Below are 17,885 nucleotides of genomic sequence, written 5' to 3' on the forward strand. Positions count from 1 at the left end.
AGGTAGAGGCGACTGCTGGGGAGGCACCGTGAGGACCGAGGTCAGGACGCGTTCGGAAGTACTTCAGATCGGAGTAATCACTCCGTCGGAATACCATTCGCTGGCCGAACTGCACGGTGGCCGGAGCTTTCTCCAGGTCGCTTCCTGGGCGGCAGTGAAAACGGAGTGGAGCTCTGAATTGCTGGCTTGGCGCACCAGCGACGGAGAGGTCGTCGGCACGACGCTGGTGCTGTACCGCCGGCTGCCGGGCGTCTCCCGCTGGTACGCCTACCTCCCCGAAGGGCCGGACATCGACTGGGCCGATCCACGGCTCGAGCGGTGGCTGGATCCGCTGCTCGAACACCTGGATCGGCGCCAGGTGTTCGCGGTCCGGCTCGGACCACCGGAGGTCTTGAAACGCTGGCAGGCAACGACCCTCAAGAGCGCCGTACGGCGGGGACGCCGCGTGGACGACGTACTGCCTGATGTCGTTGAACCGGTCGGAGCGTCGGTGGCTGATCGGCTGCGCGATCTCGGCTGGAGCCGTGGCGGCGAGGACGGAGCCGGGAGCGATGCGCAGCCGCGGTACCTGTTCCAGGTCCCGATCGGCGGGCGGACGAACGCCGAACTGTGGAGTGGGCTCAGCAAGGAGTGGCGGCGCAACATCCAGAAGGCCGAGAGGTCCGGGATCGAGATCCGGCGCGGCTCAGAGAGCGATCTCCCGGCGTTCTTCGCGTTGCTGGAGGCCACCGAGCGCCGCAACGGGTTCCGGCTCGGCCGGTCGTTGGCCTACTACCAACGCCAGTACCGGGTGATGAACGCCGAGCGGCACGGCCGGATGCGGCTGTACCTGTCCACCTGGAACGGCGAGGTCCTCGCGGCTCACACGATGAACGTTGTCGGCCGCCGCGTCTGGTACCAGTCCGGCGCCTCGGCCAACCACCACCGTGAGGTCCGCCCGAGCCACATCCTGCAGTGGAACATGATGACCGAGGCCCAGCAGCTAGGCGCCGATCGCTACGACATGCGTGGGGTGTCCGACTCACTCGATCCCGAGGACCGCGCGTTCGGGTTGCTGCGCTGGAAGCTCGGTACCGGCGGTGAACTCGTTCAAGCCGTCGGCGAGTGGGAACGCCCGCTGCCCGGCCCGATCAATCAGGTGCTCCTCCGCGCGATGACGCGCTACCGCTCCCGTCGCTGAAGAAACCGCTCTCTGAAGCGGCCTGGACGACGGCCGCAGCGCGCTCTTCCGGCGAGAGCGCTGCCGCATCCAGTCGTAGGTCGAACTCACCGTCCAGTCCGAGGCCGTAGTGTCCGCGTGCGTTGCCGAGATGCTGCCCGTGGTGCCGCTCTAGTTCGCGCGCCTCGATCACCTCCAGCGGCGCCTCGACCGAGACCCAGTAGACCGCTCTCCCGGACAGCGCTCGCCGCCAGGCCGGCACGATCGATTCGTCGACCGGCATGTCGTCGAGGATGACGTGATTCCCGGTATCGAGCAGGGCCAGCACGGCCGCCCGCATCCCCTCGAACATGCGCTGGCCCGCATCGCCATAGTGCGTGACGATCCGAGGCTTGCCGTCCGGATCGGTCAACATCTCCTGCCAGAACCCGGGGCCTGGTCCACGCCGGTGACCACCCCAGTCCTGCGGGAACATGTCGTAGAAGTGATCGAGACCGACCAGGAGATAAGGCTCGGGCAGCAGGAGCTGCAACTGCTTCGCGGTCGACGACTTCCCGGCACTCGACGTACCGATCAAGACGATCAGCCGACCACTCGTCATGCGGTGCGTCCTCCAGGATCAATTGCGTTGCGGCGCCAGCGAGAGTCCTGTCATCTTCTAACAGATGCCACCTTCCACCGAGCAAGACCTGCGCACCGCGCTCACGAGAGAGCGCTATCCCCGGAGCTCCAGCTACGACCCGAACTGGATCGTCGAGCGACCGATGGGACCGCATCCACTCCAAGGCGAGCTGCTCGGTCTGGTCCGCCTGCTCGCGCGCCGTCGGTGATCACGCTGCAGTTCCACCCGGACTGGCCGTACCAGGGCAGAACGGTGATCGACTCGATGGTTGCCGACGGCATCTACCGCTCCCAGTTCAGCACCGGCACCTCCAACGGCGGTCTCACCGCTCACCCCGGCGGTGACCGCTGGCGCTGGGAGTCCCGCCTCTTCTCCGGCCGGTACGACGACGCTCATGCCGAAGCCCGGCCCGTGTACGGCGCCTGGAACCGGCACGCCGATCCGTACGGGGGAGCGGTCCGTTTCGGATCGTCCTACGTGCGACTGCGTCCCGAGGTGGTCGACCGCGCCACCTTCTGCTTTCCGGACTCGGTCTACGAACCGACCGACTTCGGAGACCGGAGAGCGCTCCCTCGTCTCTGCACCCTTGCTGACGAATCAGCCCTGGGCGATCTCGACGACGCCGTCGAAGCCCAAGTCCACGGTCCCGTCCGGTTCAGCACCGACGCCGAGGCCGTCGTACTGGATCCGTGTTTTGCCGGCACACCCATCGCCGCGGCCGCCGAGCGGCTCGGGTGCCCGGTCGAGTACCACCCGGGCTTCCGGGTCCGACCCGCCGCGATCGGGCCGGCGTACCGGGGTTTGCACATCGTCGCGCTGGCCGAGTCCCTCGGCTCGGTGCTTACGCCCGACCTGATCGGCCGAGCAGCCCGAGCCGGGACCCAGTCGCTCCAAGACCTCAAACACCTGTGGCACTGCCTGGCTCATTTCGGCCGGGTGGGCAGCGCGACCTGATCAGCAGAGCTTGTGGTTCGAGCCTTCGACGCTCGACACGTTGCCGGCCCACACCCAGCCCATGCCGTTCGACGAGATGTCGCGGGCGTAGTACCAGAGGTTGCCCGAGTCGGGGTTGTACGTCGAGCACCAGATAGCGGCCTTACCCGAGTGGGCGATCGAGGCGCAGGAGCCCGCCGGTCCACGGTGGTAGGGAACCGAGCCGTTGGTGTAAAGGAACCCGCCGTCCTTGTTCGTTCCGTACTGGGTGCAGTCGATGGCTTGCGACGGACCGGCCGCCGCCACCAGCGAGGCTCCCGTGATCGCCACCGCCACGGCGATCCGTCCAATGATCTTGTTCGACATTCGCAGTCCTCCCGAATTGGAGTGCTGGCTCCTCTTGGCCAACAAGCCGTTCACGCTAGGCCCGCTCTCCCAGCCCCCCAAACCTCTTGCAGCTTCCTGCAACCGCCCCGCCGCCTGGCCGGTTGCTAGTCCGGAGAGGCTCCGGGTGTGAGACTGACCCGCATGGCAGCTTTCACGGAGAACGACGACCTGCAGAAAGCCGTGTTCACAGATGTGAACCTGTCCGGAGCGCGGTTCGTCCGGTGCGACCTGTCCGGGGTGATCCTGCGCTCGGCCGAGGTCGCGGGCGCGGACATCGACGCACCCTGGCTGCTCGGCGGTGACAACGCCTTGTTCGTGAACGGTGTCGACGTCGCCCCGTATGTCGACGCCGAACTGAACCGCCGTTTCCCCGGCCGCGAACTCCACCGCGCCAAGGACCCCGAAGCTTTGCGTACGGCGTGGGCCGCGCTCGAACGCGCCTGGGCCGCCACGCTCGAGCAGGTCGCAGCGATGCCGACCGGTACGACGGACATCTCCGTCGACGGAGAGTGGTCCTTCGCGCAGACCCTGCGCCATCTGGTGATGGCGACCGACACCTGGTTCCGGGGCGCCATCCTCGGCATCGAGAACCCGCTCCACCCCATCGGTCAGCCGAATGCCGAGTACGAGACCGACGGCCTCGACATGTCCGTGTTCAGTACGGCCAAACCGTCGTACGACGAAGTCCTCGCAGTCCGTGCCGACCACGTCGCCCAGGTCCGCGACTACCTGGCCACCGTCACCACGCAGGAGCTCGCCGGCGCCCGCAAGAACCCCTGGTCGCCGGAGTACCCAGAGACTGTGCTGTCCTGCCTGCACACGATTCTCCAGGAGGAGTGGGAACACCTCCGCTACGCCACCCGAGACCTCGCCACCCTGTAATCACTCCGGTCACCGGCCTCGCCACCCGCCCCGGCACGACGGCCACTCACGTAGTACGGCGGGGGTCAGGACCCGTTCATGAACAAGATCAAGCTGAGGAACAGCGCCAGACAAGACAGGGCCACACCGATCGCGGCCATCGGCTTGCCGCGACGGCGTCCGGTCAGGGCGACGATCGCGAGGACCAGCCCGGGCAACGCGAACGGCAAGGGCGAGTAGGCGCGGATGTCTTGCAGATTGATCGGCAGCAGCCACACCCCGCACGCGACAACGCCCAAGACCAAGGCGAGCGCCGCGATCCAGGCCCCCTTGGGAGGCTCGACCGGGGGCGGTCCGCCGGGCCAGCCACGCCCATGCGGATCGGTCCAGGGTTGACCAGGCGGCGGGCCATAACTCATGAGCGCTCCACTGAGGCGGATCGGATACTTGCCCACATTGGTATCAGCTGACCGGGTCCACGCGAAGCCCAGTCACACCGTACGGCGGAGGTGCCGGGGGACGGCTCGCATGACGCGGCCGAGGTCGTCGGTGATGGCGGAGACGCGTTCGGCGGTGCACGTCCGGGGCCGGTCCATGCTGGTCTGAGCGCGACGTAGAGGTCGAGCAGCTCAGCAACCGTGGTCTCGAGCGGCGCCTGGACCCGGTTGCAGGTTGTTGCAATTGTTTTTCGGCCTTGGCCGGTAGACGGTGGATGGTTGGCGTGTGAGGGTTACGGTCTCTGCTCGGCTTCAGCAGTGAGGCTTTGAGTGGGGTCTTTTTCTCGCTGGGGGTTCTGCATGTCTGTGGAGCGTTCACGCCTGCGCGCTGCCGGTACGGCGGCGGGTACGGTATTGATGTTGTTGTGCACCGGATTGGTGATGACACCGGCGCATGCCGCGGTGTCTGCAGTACAAACGGCACAGTTCACCGGGCCTCGGCCATCGGCGACTCGAGTGCCGTTCTCCATCTCGGACAAGGTGTCAGCATCGGTCGATGTCGCGACCGGGAACTTGCTGGTAACGACGTCGGATCTCGCACTGCCGGGGATCCAGAATGACGTGCAGCTTGGGTTGGTGTTCAACAGCCTGCGGCTGGTTTCGGGTGCGGCGTTGCCGTCGGGTTCGGCCGGTGCTGGTTGGGCGATGCGGGTCGGTCAGGACACGAAGCTGGTCGTCAACAGCGACAACTCGGTGCTGTATCTGGCGCCAGAGGGTCGTGAGGGCTTGTTCCAGGCGGCGACGTCGACGACGTACACGCCGCCGGTGGGGTTCAAGGTCGCGATGGTCAAGACCAGCTCAGGCTGGACCGTGACCGATCATACGAGCAACGAGGTATCGACGTTCAACACAGCGGGAACTCTGCTGTCGGTCAAGGATCGCAACGACCAGACCACGAGCTTCACCTACACGTCGGGCAAGTTGTCCCAGGTCGTCTCGACCCGCGGCGCGGCTGGTGCGAAGACGGCGAACTTCACGTGGTCGGGCAATGTGGTCACGATCGCTCAGGCCGGTGACGACGGCACCCCGCGCGATGTCGACTACACCTATACGAACGGCAAGCTGACGAAGATCTCGGATCCGACCGATAAACCCACCAGCTTTGGGTACGACGCGACGACCGGTGACCTGGTCACGATCACCAATGGCGAGGGCAAGCAGACCGCGTTCCAGTACGACTCGTCGCATCGGGTCAAGAAGGTCACCCAGGACAACCCTGCCGGTGGCGCGGCGACTCGCTTCACCTACTATTCCAGCGGCGAGACCTACGTCGCGGACCCTAACAACACAGCGACCAATCCCGCGGACGGTCCGCAGACGTACTACACGCTGAACGTCCAAGAGCTCGTGACGAAGGTCGTCGATCCGTTGAACCGGGTCCGGTCCAAGACCTATACGCCGCTCAACGACACCGCGACCTCGACCAGCGGTACCGGTGGTGTCACGACTTTCGGGCACGACCCGAGTGTCAACGGCGGCGAGTCCCTGACCGACGTCACGGCCGCGACCGGAGCCAAGGCGACTGCGGCGTACGCGAACACCGGCGCCGCGAAGTTCCTGCCCTCAGGTGGCAAGGACGGCCAGGGCAACAACAAGCTGTTCACCTACGACGGCGCCGGCAACCAGCTCACGTCGGCGAACTCGTCGGCGACTTCGACGTCTACGGTGACTTACAACCCCGATGGGACCCTGGACACCTCCACAGACCCGCGCAACAACGTCACCAGCTACAGCCGCAACACCGACCACCAGATCACCGGCATCACCCCGCCGACCGCTTCGTCACTGGCCGCGATCGTCGTCGACTACGACGGCTTCGGACGGCTGCACTCCGTCCGCGACGGGCGCGGGCTGCGCACCATCTACGCCTACGACCGCGCCGACCGGGTAAAGACGATCCAGTACTCCGACACCACCCCGGACGTCGCGTTCACTTACGACCGCGCCGGTAACGTCACGGTCCGCGGCGACGCTTCCGGTACGACGACGTGGACCTACGACGCCCAGAACCGCGTCACCTCCCGCACCTCGTCGGCCGGTGGCGGCACGCTGGCCTATGGGTATGACAAGGCCGGGAATCTGACGTCGAAAACCGACGCCCGCGGCACCACCAACTACGTGTACGACAAGGCGAACCAGGTCGTGGAGATGACGACCCCGAACGGGCAGAAGACCGCGTTCGGCTACGACGACAACGGCAAACGCACCGACGCTTGGTTCAACACCAACACCGCACACACCACGTTCGCTGCGCACACCAAGACCACCTTCGACAAGTCCGGCCGGATCTCGCGTACCTGGACCTCGCGGGCTTCCAACGACGCGACCAAGGTTTACGACACCGGCTTTTGCTACTCGCTGTACGTCGCAGGCCAGTCCTGCCCCTCGGCCTCGGCAAGCACTGACACCGGGCTGATCAAGTGGTCGACCAACAACCTCACCGGTGCGCGGTCGGATTACATCTACGACACCTCGAACCGGCTCACCGCCGTCTCGAACCACAACGGCCACTCCTACGCTTACACCTACGACAAGGCCGGCAACCGCCTCACCGCCAAGGTCGACGGCACCACAACCCAGACCCTGACCTACAACTCGGGTAACCAGATCTCGACATCCGGCTACGCCCATGACGCTTCGGGTAACCGGACCACTGACCCGAACCAGGGCACGCTCACCTACAACGCCGCCGGGCAGACGATGACGCGCACTAACAACTCGGCCGTGACGAACTACGTCTGGGGCGGTGGTGACCAGAACGAGCTCGTCTCGACCACTACTGGTACTGCCAGCACGTCGTACGTGTACGGGCGCAGTGACCGCAACGGTGTGCCGACGATGGAGTCGTTCACCAAGAACGGCCAGACCAGCTACCTCGACACCGACCCCAGTGGCACACCCATCGCACTCACCACCAGCGCTGGTGTCGACTACTACGCCCTCGACAACCAAGGCTCGCCCGTCGGCCTCACCAACGCCGCCGGTGCGGTAACTGCCACGTACACCTACGACCCCTCCGGCCAGCAGACCTCCGCTACCGGGACCTCAGCAGCCAGCAATCCACTGCGCTACACCCAGGGTCTGCTCGACGACCAGACCGGCTGGCTCAAACACGGCGTCCGCTTCCACGACACCACCACCTCGAACTGGACCGCCCAAGACCAGCTCAGCCAGTTGTTCCGGCCCGACGCGGCTAGCCGCTACGCCTACGCCGGAGGCAACCCCTGCAATTACATCGATCCGACGGGCCGCGATGACGAAGACGACGATGATCTCAGCGACTACATGGGAGACATCGCAAACTTCTCGGGTGCCGGCGCTGGGATCGGGGCAGGCGTGGGCTGTGTGCTGACGATCCCGGCCGGTTGCTGGGAAGGAGCGGGGGTGGGCGCAGGTATCGGCGTTACTATCGGCGCAGCAGCAGGCATCATCTACGCGATTGGTTCAAGGTTGTGATCGGACGTTGGCAGCAGGGCGTGGTACTCATCTTCGCCCTGGTCGGTTTAGCTGCGCTCGTTGCAGTGGGAGTCTATTTAGGCCTGTCACGCGGCGAGGTGATGGCTTTGTTCCTGCCCGCTGCAGTCGCCACTCTTCCAGGCGTGATCGCCGTCTTCCTTGCTGGACAGCATCCGCGAGGGCGCTAGGCCTCTTCGCCCAGGACAGTCACAGTCTGAGCCTCACCGGATCGTACGGATCAGTCAGTTCCTTGCGACTTGATCACCACGCCTGACGAAAGGCCACGACCGCGCTGGTCGTGGCCTTTCGTTACGAGGGCCCGGTGACTCACTGCTGACTGTCCGCCCGGGAGTGTCTTCTCATCGGTGGCACACGAAGGCCGTGAATCCGCTGTCGCGCTTGCGGAACCTCTCGATCGCGGGCGATGAGGTCTCTGCGGTCGCTAGCGTCTCCGCAGGCGAGAGGCCCTCAGCCATGTGCGGCACGGCGGAGGTGGCGGGGGACGGCTCGCATGACCCGGCCGAGGTCGTCGGTGATGGCGGAGACGCGTTCGGCGCGGCCGTCGTCGTCGATGTAGATCATCACGGTGCGGACGTCGGCGTGGCCGGACAACTCCTGGATGTCTTCGGCGTTGAGGCCGCGGCGCTTCTGATCGGTGATGGCGGTGGCGCGCAGCGAGTGCGGAGTGACCTTCTCAGGGCGGGGAATGCCGGCGTTCTTGGCGAGACGGCGTAGTAGCCGGGTGACGTCGTGGCGGTCGAGGCGACTGCCGGAGGCGTCTGCGACGAGAGGTGCTGGGCCGGTCCCGGTCCACGGTGGGCGGATGGCGACGTACAGGTCGAGGAGCTCGGCGACTGTGGTCTCGAGGGGGACGCGGACGGATGCGCCGCCTTTGCGCGTGATGACGAGCCAGGTACGTCGGCCTTCGTCCTGGCGGTCTTTGTCGTCGGCGGCGCAGAGCTCGGAGACGCGGAGTGCCCCGGTGAAGAGCAGGCCGACGACGAGTGCGTCCCGCACGTCGGTGGCGGCAGCGAGGATGGCTGAGATGTCGTCTGCCTGCAGCACCCGGGCGGAGGTCGCGCGGCGGCCGCGGTGGAACTTCGGGCGGTGGTCGTCGTCGGAGATGGGGGAGACCACCTGCAGACCCCAACTGGCGGCGTACCGGTAGAGGCTCGAGAGCGTCGACAGCCGGCGCGCGATCGAGGACTGCGTAACGCCGGCATCTTGCTGCTGCGACAACCACATCGTCACCTCGGCGCGGTGCAGATCGAGCGCGAAGCGGTCCCGGCCGAGCTCGCGACGCGCCCATTCGGCCCACAGCAGGAGGTCGTCGGCGTACGCGATCCGCGTCTGGGTGCTCGCTCGGCGCGTCCCGCCCAGCCACAGCACGGAGAGCGCGGTCAGCTCCGGTGTCAGGGCAGCGGCCAGCAGATCTAGCCGATCGACGGGTTCTGCCGAGCGCTCGGCTCCTAGTGGACGCTGGGCACCCAGGGAGCGTCGTACGGCGGCTTCGGTCGCCCGATCTGGCAGGGGCTCTTTTTCGGCGAGCTCGTTGCGTCGTTCCAGGGCGGTCCCGCGCTCATCGTCCACAGCGCAGATCCTAGCGCATAACGGGGATTATGCGCTCTATCCAGGTTCTATTTAGTTCTCATCGTTCAGTCATATCTGACGTAACTAAACTAACGTAACCATGAACGTAATGACGAAAGTAAGATAGGATGACGTTCATGACGGCGACCGAAACTGAACAGGCCCGCGGCGGACTGTGCGAGTTCCCTGGCGTGAACTGCCCGAATCCGAAGCTGGCAGACGCCGGAGCTTCGGGCCGGCCTCCGAAGTACTGCGGCCTGGAAAGCCCTGGGATCGACGGGAAGCTGGTCGTCCACAACAAGGCGACCGCTTGGTCGGCTAAGAAGGCCGCTGAGAGACGTCCTGAGCGCGCCGCCGGGGGAGCGGGGTCGATACCGCCACTGCCGGCCGGGCCGGTGACGACCGCCAGGACAACGCTCGAGAATCAGATGCTGGAGCTGCCCCGGCGACTCGATCAGCTACAGGAGTTCCTGACCGGGATCACTGCAGCAGTTCGCGCGTACGGCGATGCTGAAGCCGTGGCTGCCGAGGTGGAGCAACTGCAGGCGTCGTCGCGAGCCCAGGTGGCCGAGGTCGAGCGGCAACGCGGCGAGGAAGAGCACCGCCGGCGCCAGGCCGAGCAGCAAGCCGCTGATGCCGAAGATGCCCGGGAGGAGGCTGATGCCGCCGCCCAGGACGCGATCGAGGAGCTCGAATCCGCCCGCGCAGAAGCATTGGCCGCGCTGACCGCGGCGGAGAAGGCCCGGCAGGACGCTGTCACAGCTCGCGAGAGCGCTGCCGCCGATGTGGAGCAGGCCCGCGCCGAGGCGACGGCCGCGCAGGAAGCCGCCACGGCACACGCCGAAGAGCTGCGCCTGGAGACCGAGCGGCGAATCGCCGAGATCCAGTCAGCTGCAGAGCTCCAGATCCAGCAGACGCGGACCGAGGTAGAAGTCGCCCGGATCGCTCAAGCCACGGCCGAGTCCGAGCGCCAGACCGCTCAGCACACTGCGGACCAGCTCCGCGCTGAGCTGCGTGAACTGCGCGATCAGCACCGTGGCGAGCTCGAAGCCTTGCGCACCGAGCACCGTGCCGATCGCGATCAGCTGCGCTCCGATCACCAGGCCCAGTTGGCCGATATCAGGCAGGCAGCTGCTGACCGCGTCGCCGCTGCCGCGTCCGCCCAGCGAGCGGCCGAGCAGACCACCGAGGCCCTGCGCGAGCAGCTCGTCGCCCGTTCTGAACCGGTCATCGCGACGGAAGAGTTGAGTGCTTGACCGACTGCGATGAGTGACTGATCATGAGCCTACGCCGCAGGTGATCAGTCGATTACGTGTGCCGATACCTACTTCCCGGAAATGCGTGCCCGTTCGTCGCTGACTGACGAATCGGCACGCATTTTCGTGATTTCCCGGGTTTTGCGCAAAGGCACAAATATGCTGCGCAATCGCGAACCTTGACAGACATTGTCGGGCTTTGTCACGCTCAGCTGTGAGAGCGCGATCACTGTGCTCTGCCGCCCACTGCAGCACCCGAAGTGAGGTCTAGCCGACGTATGAGTAACCACCTGGGGAATATCTCGGCGACAGCATGGAAAACCGTGAGAATTGGCCAAGGAAGGGAGCGGACAGTACGCCGGGCACTCGACGCACTGGCGGAGACAGAATGCTTCGAATCACCCTGGCGGCTGTGGAGCGCGCTCTATGCGCTCATTTCCGCGGGTGAACTCCGCCGGGCCGACCAGCACTGCCTGTGGCTGGCCGAACATCCGCGGACGTCCCAGGAAGCCCTCGAGGGCATCACTCTGGTCCGGGCCCGCACGCACTTCCTCCGCGGCCAGGTGAACCAGGCGCTCGCGGCCTACTCGCTACCGGCGTCGGTCGATCGGCTGGTCGCGATTCGCACGGCCTGGACGATCGAGGCGATGCTCGATCTGGGGGAGGCGAAGGGCGCACAGCAACTGCTCCAGAGCCGGCGCCTCGACGGCACCATCTCATCCGGGCTCCCAGGGCGTGGCACGTTGCTCACCGCTCGCGGGCAGCTGCAACTCGCGCTCGGCGCGACGCACCAGGCGGTAGCCGACTTCATCGAGAGCGGCCGCCCGCCGGCCAACGGGCCGATCGAGAACCCGGCGGTCACCTCTTGGCGATCGCGCGCAGCGCTCGCCCTTGCGGCAGTTCGGCCGGAGTTTGCTGCTCGGCTCGCAGACGAGGAGCTGTTGCTCGCGATGCGCTGGGGCGCTCCTCGCCAGATCGGTTGGGCGCTCCATGCCCACGCGATGGTTCGTGATGACCAGCAGACGCCTGCGCTGCTCGGTGAAGCCATTGACTTGCTGGAGATCGCCGACGCCCGCAGTGAACTGGTGCCGGTCCTGTTCCGGACAGCCACTCACCTGGCCGCCAAGGGCGACGCACTCGCCGCCCGGCAACGCCTGGCCCGAGCCTCTGAGCTGGCCCGGCAGGACGCGCGGTCGCACTGGGCCAAGCGCATCGACTCTGCGACGCACCGGCTCCAGGGCCGCCGGCCCCACCCGACGCTGACCAGGCAGCAGCTCCGGGTGACCAGCCTGGCCCGCGCCGGTTCCACCAACCGGCTCATCGCTTCCCAGCTCAACCTGTCCGTGCGGGCGGTCGAGTTCCACCTCTCAGCGGCGTACCGGCGGTTGGGGATCTCGGGGCGCGCGGAGCTCTACCAGATGATGGGCTGAAGGCGCCGCCGGCCTTCCTGCGTGAGCAGGATGGCCGGCTGCAGCTCCCGGCGTCCGGAGATGCCGAGCTTGCGGTAGACCGACGACAGGTGGAACTCGATCGTCCGGACCGTCAGACACAGGTGCTCGGCGATCTGCCGGTTGGTGCGCCCTGGCTGAACCTCTCGCGCAACGGCCAGCTCCTGCGGGGTCAGCCGCGCCGGTCCGGGCGCTCCCTCGAGCTGGTTGATCGCTGCGACGATCCGGTCGCGCCACAGGTCGTTTCCGACCTCGTCAGCCAGCGCCCGCGCCGTACCGAGCAGTGCGAGTGCTGCCGCGTCGTCGCTGCGCTCAGCCCGCAGTACGGCGAGTTCGTACTTGACCCGGATCTGTTCGAGCAGCGCACCGCTGTCGGCCAGCTCGCTGTCCGCGCTCTCCAGCCGCTCCACTCGGGCCTGCTCGTCAGGGGCGAGCCGGGCCGAGATCTGCAGCGCAATCCCGCTGGTACGGCGTCCGCCCCAGGCGCGAGCGGCTACGACCTCGTCACTCGCCAGTGTCTTCGCCAGCCAGTTCCGGCGCGTCATGTGTGCGCACAAAGCGGCGTACGCACGCCAGTTGGCCACTGCGGGGTTCACCACGGCCCACGCGGTCAGCTCCCGGCCACAGGCGGAGTAGTCGTCGTACGCGAGTCCGAAGCGCCCCTCGGCCAGGTGCAACGCACCGCGAGCAGCGAGCAGCTCAGGACGGTCCGGTACGTCGACCAGCTCGTGGTCGTACCCGTGGAGACGCAGCAACTCGTTGGCCTGCTCAAGTTCGCCGAGGTCGACCAGCGCGGAGACGCGCCAGGCGACCGCGGCCGGGGTCAGATCAGCCCGCAGGTCACCGTCGAGGAGAGTGTCGAGTAGCTCGGCCGCCTCCCGGCTGCGGCCCTGGCAGGCAACGATCCGGGCCAGCAGCATCGCGAACACCGGGCTGACCTCGCCAGCGGCCAGCATCGTGCGGAGGCGGGACTCGGCCTGCGCGAACTCCTCGGCGTACAGGAGCACCAGTAGCGCCCGCAGCATCGACGCCGGACTGGTCGGCGGGGAGTCCAGCGTCATGAGCGCTGCGGCGACCGCGGGTTCACGGTCGCGCTTCTGGTTGACCGCGAACAGATGCCGCAGCAACGCGGCTGCCGACGGCGCGGCCAGAGCCGGGTCGTCGGTCGCACCGCCCACGGCGTACACGAGCGGTTCCAGTTCGTCGGCACGCAGGCGCTGCGGATCCGCGCCGGCCGCCACGATCGCGTCCCGCCGTCGGTTGCTGTCGGTCAGATAGTTCATCCCCAGTTCCCCCGTTGCGCTCACCGGGCGCTGGAAACGCTCCCAGATCGCCGATCCTCGCCTGTCGATCACCCAGAGTCCATACGGTGCAACCACAGAGTTGTCAGTTATGGGTTGCGGACAGGTGTGCACGCTCACCCTGAGCGCCGAACAGAGTCAGCTGCCCCGGCATGTCGAGGACGTCGCGGTGGCTTCGTCCCAGGGGTACAAGCAACGAAACGGAGAACTACCGTGACGATTCAGCGGATGGACAACGTCGGCATCGTGGTCGGCGACCTGGATGCCGCCATCACCTTCTTCACCGAACTCGGGATGGAGGTCGAGGGCACCACTCAGGTGGAGGGTCCCTGGGCAGACCAATGCGTCGGACTCGACGGCGTCGTCTGCGACGTCGCGATGCTGCGGACCCCCGACGGCTCGGGCCGGTTCGAGCTCGCGCAGTACCGGCATCCCGTCGCCCTGCCGGCACCGGACAACCCGCCGCACAACACGCTCGGCATGCATCGGGTGATGTTCACCGTCGACGACATCGACGATACCGTGACCCGCCTACGCCCGTACGGCGCCGAGGTGGTCGGCTCGGTAACGCAGTTCGGAGACAGCTACCGGCTCTGCTACATCCGCGGCCCCGAAGGCATCCTCATCGGACTCGCCCAGGAGCTGAGCTGATCAACTCTTCAGCCAGATAGTCTGCTCTCTCGGTACTGGGGACCAGGGGGAGACCGTGAGCACAGTAGATCCGATCGCGGCGCGTCGGGCGCAGCGGCTGAGCAGGCAAGGCCAGCCGAAGTTCCTGGTCTGGGCGATCGTTGCAGGGTTCATTCAGTCAGGCGCCGCGTTCTTCGCCGGAATGGCCATCGGAACCATGGTCAACCTGCTCCGGGCCGGAGTCATCGACAGCAGCTTCTCCGACAACGATCCGGGCATCGACGGATTCCTGGGGCCGGCAACGATGCCGGTCCTGATCTTCGGCGGCATCTTCGGACTGATCATTGCGGGCGCCACCACCAGATACCTGGTCGACGCTTACAGCGGCGGCGAGAAGCAACCGATCCGGCAGACGGTGGCCGTGGTCTGGCTCGTCGCCGTGGGCCTCCTCGTGCACACCACGACCTGGACCACCCCGCTCGCCGTCGGCACCAAGGTCGATCCGGTCTTCCAGGACGACGAGCCCTGGAGCGCTTTCGGCTGGGTGATGTACCGCGCCAATCTCTGGCTCCCGGCACTCCTGATCATCATCGCCGTGCTCGTCACTCTCTATGCCCTCAAGCACAACCGCCGCCTGCGTCAGCAAATCGCCGACCGGAACCGTCTGCTCACCGCGGGCCGCAAGGTCACCGGCGCCATCACCAACGTCTCCATCCGGACCTCACAGAATGATCAGGGTCAGCGATCCGTCGTGGGCGCCGACGTCGTGGTGAAGTTCACCGACCTCCAAGGCACGGATCGCTGGGTCACCCGCCGCGCCGAGAACCGCTCCAGCATCCCCACCGCGGACACTGCCCTGGTCCTGTTCGACCCGCTGCGACCGGACTCCGACGATCTGATCTTCGTCGCGTTCCTCCCTGACCCGCTGCCCGGCGACTGGATAGGCACCGTCGCATGAACGCTCCCTCTCACCGGCGCCGGCGAGAGGGAGCGCACTGGCTGATGGATCAGCCGAGGGTGAGGGTGACGCCGTAGTACTGGGCGGCGTCGACGACCGGCTGGTAGAACGAGTAGGAGCCGGTGGCATTGCTGCCCTGGTTGAAGCCACAGTCGTGGCCGTCGCTCGGGCCGCCAGACGTCATGCCCTGGGCGAGGGTGCCGGAGATGTAGGCCCCACCCGAGTCGCCGCCCTCGGTGCAGACGGTCGAACGGGCCAGACCGCTGGTGCGGGTGACCGCGCCGCTCGGGCTGCCGTAGTTGACGGTCAGGTTGTACTGCGAGATCGTGCCGCAGGTCCACCCGGTGGTGTTACCGGCCTTGCAGATCGTCGAGCCGACCGGAGCCTTCGACGAACCGGTGACGCGCGTGGTCTGACCGTTGCGGTTGTCGATGTAGCCGCGGCCGACGTTGTTGGAGTCGATGTCCATCAACCCCATGTCGACGCTCGGCGACCCGGTCCGGAACCGGCTCGCCACCCCGACACCGAGCCGGACGGCGGAACTGTTCTGCACCATCGGGTTGCCCTCGACACAGTGACCCGCGCTGAGCATCACGTTGTCGCCGCCGTTCCGCGTCCCGGAGAAGCCGAGCGAGCAGTTCGTGCCCGGCACCAGGTCCATGATCTGGCCGCCGATCACGTCGGCGGTCATCGTCAAGGTGGTGTCGTTGCTGCTGACGTCGACTCCCGGGATCGCCTTCAACTGCTTGACCAAGGCAACAGTCTTCGCCGACTGCTTGCCCGGCTGGAGCACCACCTGCAGCCGGTCGGTCGGCAGATCGGCACCGATCGACTGAACCTGCAGCGAGCCCGACTTGTCAGCCAGCGCCTGCACCTGAGTCTGCAGCTTGGCCAGCGCCTTCTCACCACGAGCCACGGTGCGCGGCGACAGGCCCTGCGCACGAGCGACGTCGGCAGCCTTCGCCGAGTGCACGTTCACCACAAGCTGCCGGTCAGCGTTGAAGAACGCGCCATCCAACTGGCCCTTCGCGGACTCGAACGCAGAAGCCTTGGTGTGCTCGCCGTCGAGCCGCACCTTCGCCTCGGCCGGGCTGACACCCCAGCTCTTGCCGAGTACGTCGTACACACCATCGACGGGGGAGGGGACCGGCGCACTCGTCGCACTCTGCATCGGCGCCAGGGCGGCGGCACCGAGTCCAAGAGCGAGAACTGCACCAGCAATGGACTTCCGGGGGCGGGGCGGGAAGCGCATAACTCACATCCGATTCCTCTGGGGTGGCCTGCCTCAGGGCCACGATGTTGGGAATCGTTGTCGGTAACAGAACGTCCTTACAAGCCGTCACCCAGACCCGCAGGGTCGCACAAGGGCAAACCTTCGGTTCACCCTGCGTCAACCACCCATCGACCGAGGGTGAACAATCGTTGAACCCCGCGAATCAAGGGTTCACCCCAAGGCCGGTTGGTTAGTGGGTCGGCGGCGGTGTTAAGCAGCCCGCCCCGCGTTGACGTCCGAAAGAACTGCGGGCGTGGTCTCCGGATCATCACTGTTAGGTGAGCGCGTTGGGTCGGGTGGGCGGAGTGCTGCTTTGGCTGGCGGCTGTCGCGCGGTGGCTCCCCAAACCGGTTTGGGGAGAGTTTGCCCGGCCCGGAACGGGATCTGGGGAGGATTCGCCCCCCGAATCGGTCCCATATCCTCCCCACACTGGCTGGACGCCGACCCTGACCCATTAACCAACCGGCCCCTCGAAGAACGAAGGAAGTCGCTCGAGCGCGGCGATCGCCTCCGGCGGAAACTGCCGCGGCGGATCGATGGAACCCTTCTCCTCACCACGCAGGTGCTGCTCGATAAAGGCTTGTGCGTTACTCATGGCGGCCGCGCATTGAGCCGGCGTGATGGCGCCTTGCGTGAGGGCTTCACCGAGCTCGTCCAGGTCGAGTACGTGGTAGCGCGCAGCGCCGGGCGGCACGAGGAAGTCGACGTACAGGTCGTGGACGACCAGGCCGCCGTCGGTCTCCTCGATCTCCACCACATCGACGTACCACCAGCCGATGAGCGGCCCCTCGAACGTCACGGTCCGGATCAGTTGGATGCCCTGGTCAAGCAGGAGGTACGCGCGATCGACAGTCGGGTGCCCGGCGACCTGCCACTGGGGCAGGATCGGGAGGTCGTAGGCAGCAACCTCGCCGAGCCGGCGGCCAGGACACCGCTGGCCAGTTCGGTGCAGGACCTCGATGTGTTCCATGGCACATGCTCCTTTGGGCAACCGTGCGGGCATGAAAGGGCACCGCGGGAGTGTTACCGATCAGGTGGCTGCCATTTCCTTGGCCGCCGACCGCTCCCGAGAGGACTACTCAGTGCCCGAGTTCGATATGAATGACTTCAACCAGAAGATCATTGCCGACTTCCGTGCCAACAACGGAACCGTGACCATCGAGCCGTTTGCCGGCGGCCCGATCGTGCTGCTGCATCACGTCGGCGCGAAGACCGGCACCGAGCGAGTGACGCCGCTCGCGTACGACGAGGTCGACGGCAAGCTGTTCATCATCGCGTCCAAGGGCGGCACGCCGGAGAACCCGGCGTGGTACCACAACCTGCTGGCCAACCCCGAGACCACGATCGAGTTCGGTCCGGACACCCTCGAGGTCACCGCCGAGGCGTTGACCGAAGGCGAGGAGCGGGCGCGGCTCTACAAGCACATCTCCGACAAGATGCCGAACTTCGCCGAGTACCAGAAGAAGACCGACCGGCTCATCCCGGTCGTCGTGCTGCACCGCAAGTAGGTTCCG

Annotated in this window: 17 protein-coding genes; 10 read left to right on the top strand and 7 right to left on the bottom strand. The window is 66.5% G+C overall.

Translation table 11 applies throughout. The features are described from left to right. The first annotated feature begins 28 nt into the window (after nt 1-28). Entirely contained in the window at nt 29-1,180 is a 1,152-nt protein-coding gene (locus ACFVWG_RS19390) for a lipid II:glycine glycyltransferase FemX (protein ID WP_391544688.1), read from the top strand. On the opposite strand, the gene ACFVWG_RS19395 is transcribed toward ACFVWG_RS19390, so the two are convergent. Beyond that, the gene (locus ACFVWG_RS19395; protein WP_391544689.1) at nt 1,131-1,760 is read right to left on the bottom strand and encodes an AAA family ATPase; all 630 of its coding nucleotides are present in this window, start codon (nt 1,758-1,760) and stop codon (nt 1,131-1,133) included. The two genes, ACFVWG_RS19390 and ACFVWG_RS19395, sit on opposite strands and share 50 nt — an antisense overlap. 64 nt (nt 1,761-1,824) lie before the next feature. Here ACFVWG_RS19395 and ACFVWG_RS19400 point away from each other — a divergent pair, with 64 nt between their 5' ends. Both ACFVWG_RS19400 and ACFVWG_RS19405 read left to right on the top strand, forming a co-directional pair. Then, a complete protein-coding gene (locus tag ACFVWG_RS19400) occupies nt 1,825-1,989 on the top strand; it encodes a hypothetical protein (RefSeq protein WP_391544690.1) in 165 nt (54 codons plus the stop codon). Beyond that, entirely contained in the window at nt 1,986-2,735 is a 750-nt protein-coding gene (locus tag ACFVWG_RS19405; RefSeq protein ID WP_391544691.1) for a DUF3626 domain-containing protein, read from the top strand. Before ACFVWG_RS19400 ends, ACFVWG_RS19405 begins: the two co-directional genes overlap by 4 nt. Here ACFVWG_RS19405 and ACFVWG_RS19410 read toward each other — a convergent pair whose 3' ends face one another. Next, nucleotides 2,736-3,080: a hypothetical protein gene (locus ACFVWG_RS19410; RefSeq protein WP_391544692.1), complete on the bottom strand. Its 345-nt coding sequence runs from the start codon at nt 3,078-3,080 to the stop codon at nt 2,736-2,738. Between the two features lie 162 nt (nt 3,081-3,242). On the opposite strand from ACFVWG_RS19410, the gene ACFVWG_RS19415 reads away from it, so the two are divergent. Beyond that, nucleotides 3,243-3,983: a DinB family protein gene (locus ACFVWG_RS19415; RefSeq protein ID WP_391544693.1), complete on the top strand. Its 741-nt coding sequence runs from the start codon at nt 3,243-3,245 to the stop codon at nt 3,981-3,983. Between the two features lie 65 nt (nt 3,984-4,048). On the opposite strand, the gene ACFVWG_RS19420 is transcribed toward ACFVWG_RS19415, so the two are convergent. After that, nucleotides 4,049-4,381 carry a hypothetical protein gene (locus ACFVWG_RS19420; RefSeq protein ID WP_391544694.1) on the bottom strand — a complete coding sequence of 111 codons (333 nt, stop codon included), beginning with the start codon at nt 4,379-4,381 and terminating at the stop codon, nt 4,049-4,051. A gap of 378 nt (nt 4,382-4,759) precedes the next feature. On the opposite strand from ACFVWG_RS19420, the gene ACFVWG_RS19425 reads away from it, so the two are divergent. After that, nucleotides 4,760-7,915, top strand: coding sequence for an RHS repeat-associated core domain-containing protein (locus ACFVWG_RS19425; RefSeq protein WP_391544695.1), 3,156 nt, complete (start codon nt 4,760-4,762; stop codon nt 7,913-7,915). Between the two features lie 468 nt (nt 7,916-8,383). Here the strand turns inward: ACFVWG_RS19425 and ACFVWG_RS19430 are convergent, their stop codons facing one another. Beyond that, the gene (locus tag ACFVWG_RS19430; protein ID WP_391544696.1) at nt 8,384-9,505 is read right to left on the bottom strand and encodes a tyrosine-type recombinase/integrase; all 1,122 of its coding nucleotides are present in this window, start codon (nt 9,503-9,505) and stop codon (nt 8,384-8,386) included. A 137-nt stretch (nt 9,506-9,642) separates the two neighbouring features. Here ACFVWG_RS19430 and ACFVWG_RS19435 point away from each other — a divergent pair, with 137 nt between their 5' ends. Beyond that, nucleotides 9,643-10,761: a hypothetical protein gene (locus ACFVWG_RS19435; protein WP_391544697.1), complete on the top strand. Its 1,119-nt coding sequence runs from the start codon at nt 9,643-9,645 to the stop codon at nt 10,759-10,761. Between the two features lie 323 nt (nt 10,762-11,084). Then, nucleotides 11,085-12,191 (top strand): LuxR C-terminal-related transcriptional regulator, encoded by a 1,107-nt coding sequence (locus ACFVWG_RS19440; protein WP_391544698.1) that lies wholly within the window; start codon nt 11,085-11,087, stop codon nt 12,189-12,191. Here ACFVWG_RS19440 and ACFVWG_RS19445 read toward each other — a convergent pair. After that, the gene (locus tag ACFVWG_RS19445) at nt 12,173-13,492 is read right to left on the bottom strand and encodes a LuxR C-terminal-related transcriptional regulator (RefSeq protein WP_391544699.1); all 1,320 of its coding nucleotides are present in this window, start codon (nt 13,490-13,492) and stop codon (nt 12,173-12,175) included. The two genes, ACFVWG_RS19440 and ACFVWG_RS19445, sit on opposite strands and share 19 nt — an antisense overlap. A gap of 231 nt (nt 13,493-13,723) precedes the next feature. Between ACFVWG_RS19445 and ACFVWG_RS19450 the strand changes: the two genes are divergently transcribed. Together ACFVWG_RS19450 and ACFVWG_RS19455 are read left to right on the top strand one after the other, a co-directional pair. Beyond that, a complete protein-coding gene (locus ACFVWG_RS19450; protein ID WP_391544700.1) occupies nt 13,724-14,161 on the top strand; it encodes a VOC family protein in 438 nt (145 codons plus the stop codon). 55 nt (nt 14,162-14,216) lie between these two features. Beyond that, nucleotides 14,217-15,098, top strand: coding sequence for a hypothetical protein (locus ACFVWG_RS19455; RefSeq protein WP_391544701.1), 882 nt, complete (start codon nt 14,217-14,219; stop codon nt 15,096-15,098). 49 nt (nt 15,099-15,147) lie between these two features. Here ACFVWG_RS19455 and ACFVWG_RS19460 read toward each other — a convergent pair whose 3' ends face one another. Both ACFVWG_RS19460 and ACFVWG_RS19465 read right to left on the bottom strand, forming a co-directional pair. After that, complete coding sequence (locus tag ACFVWG_RS19460; protein ID WP_391544702.1) at nt 15,148-16,350, bottom strand: S1 family peptidase; 1,203 nt, start codon at nt 16,348-16,350, stop codon at nt 15,148-15,150. Nucleotides 16,351-16,825: 475 nt separating this feature from the next. Next, complete coding sequence (locus ACFVWG_RS19465) at nt 16,826-17,341, bottom strand: DUF402 domain-containing protein (protein WP_391544703.1); 516 nt, start codon at nt 17,339-17,341, stop codon at nt 16,826-16,828. A gap of 112 nt (nt 17,342-17,453) precedes the next feature. Here ACFVWG_RS19465 and ACFVWG_RS19470 point away from each other — a divergent pair, with 112 nt between their 5' ends. Next, entirely contained in the window at nt 17,454-17,879 is a 426-nt protein-coding gene (locus tag ACFVWG_RS19470; protein WP_391544704.1) for a nitroreductase family deazaflavin-dependent oxidoreductase, read from the top strand. The last annotated feature ends 6 nt before the right edge of the window (nt 17,880-17,885 follow it).

This window comes from Kribbella sp. NPDC058245, from assembly GCF_042882005.1.
In the GTDB taxonomy this organism is placed as follows: domain Bacteria; phylum Actinomycetota; class Actinomycetes; order Propionibacteriales; family Kribbellaceae; genus Kribbella.

Bases quoted from the DNA above. Each gene is read 5' to 3' on its own strand.
- ACFVWG_RS19395 (WP_391544689.1), bottom strand. From the start codon at position 1,760: ATGACGAGTGGTCGGCTGATCGTCTTGATCGGTACGTCGAGTGCCGGG.
- ACFVWG_RS19400 (WP_391544690.1), top strand. From the start codon at position 1,825: ATGCCACCTTCCACCGAGCAAGACCTGCGCACCGCGCTCACGAGAGAG.
- ACFVWG_RS19410 (WP_391544692.1), bottom strand. From the start codon at position 3,080: ATGTCGAACAAGATCATTGGACGGATCGCCGTGGCGGTGGCGATCACG.
- ACFVWG_RS19415 (WP_391544693.1), top strand. From the start codon at position 3,243: ATGGCAGCTTTCACGGAGAACGACGACCTGCAGAAAGCCGTGTTCACA.
- ACFVWG_RS19420 (WP_391544694.1), bottom strand. From the start codon at position 4,381: ATGAGTTATGGCCCGCCGCCTGGTCAACCCTGGACCGATCCGCATGGG.
- ACFVWG_RS19425 (WP_391544695.1), top strand. From the start codon at position 4,760: ATGTCTGTGGAGCGTTCACGCCTGCGCGCTGCCGGTACGGCGGCGGGT.
- ACFVWG_RS19435 (WP_391544697.1), top strand. From the start codon at position 9,643: ATGACGGCGACCGAAACTGAACAGGCCCGCGGCGGACTGTGCGAGTTC.
- ACFVWG_RS19445 (WP_391544699.1), bottom strand. From the start codon at position 13,492: ATGAACTATCTGACCGACAGCAACCGACGGCGGGACGCGATCGTGGCG.
- ACFVWG_RS19460 (WP_391544702.1), bottom strand. From the start codon at position 16,350: ATGCGCTTCCCGCCCCGCCCCCGGAAGTCCATTGCTGGTGCAGTTCTC.
- ACFVWG_RS19465 (WP_391544703.1), bottom strand. From the start codon at position 17,341: ATGGAACACATCGAGGTCCTGCACCGAACTGGCCAGCGGTGTCCTGGC.